This is a genomic window from Bradyrhizobium sp. LeoA1Lang, from assembly GCF_055413685.1.
The window spans coordinates 1-512 of the sequence record NZ_JBVAPG010000503.1 but is presented as its reverse complement, the minus strand read 5'-3'; the positions used below and the strand labels follow the sequence as shown (position 1 = coordinate 512).

At 69.5% G+C, this 512-nt stretch carries 1 protein-coding gene; it reads left to right on the top strand.

Going from position 1 to position 512, the window contains the following annotated elements; genetic code table 11:
* Positions 1 to 512 (top strand): hypothetical protein (locus tag ACZYOF_RS44330; RefSeq protein ID WP_463719666.1); only part of this gene is annotated, 512 nt, incomplete at both ends.

The following is a 512-nucleotide window of genomic DNA, read 5'->3' as shown; positions in this document are numbered from 1 at the left end:
GTGCGGGCCACCCACGCCCGGCTGGCCGAGCTCTTGGCGCACGAGCATGCCTCGCTGGCCTTGGCGCAACGCTGCAGCGCCGTTGCGGCGCCGGCGCCGCTGTTCAGTTCGCTGTTGAACTACCGCCACAACACGCCGGCGGTCACTTCCGCAACCGATGATGGGTTGTCCGGCGTGGAATGGCTGGGCGGGGAGGAGCGCACCAACTATCCGCTGACCTTGTCGGTGGAGGATTTTGGCGAGGCGCTTGGGCTGACCGCGGAAGCGGCGGAGCCCGTCTCTGCGGATCGGGTCTGCGGCTACATGCAGCGCGCGCTCGAGCAACTGGCTGAGGCGCTGGAGCGGGCGCCCAACAGGCCGGTGCGCGAGCTGGATATCCTGCCACCCGCTGAGCGCGCGTATCTGCTGGAGGAGCTGAACCGGACCGCGGCGGCCTATCCGTCGGAGCGGTGCATCCACGAGCTGTTTGAGGCGCAGGTGCGCCAGGCGCCGGATGCGGTGGCGGTGGTCTA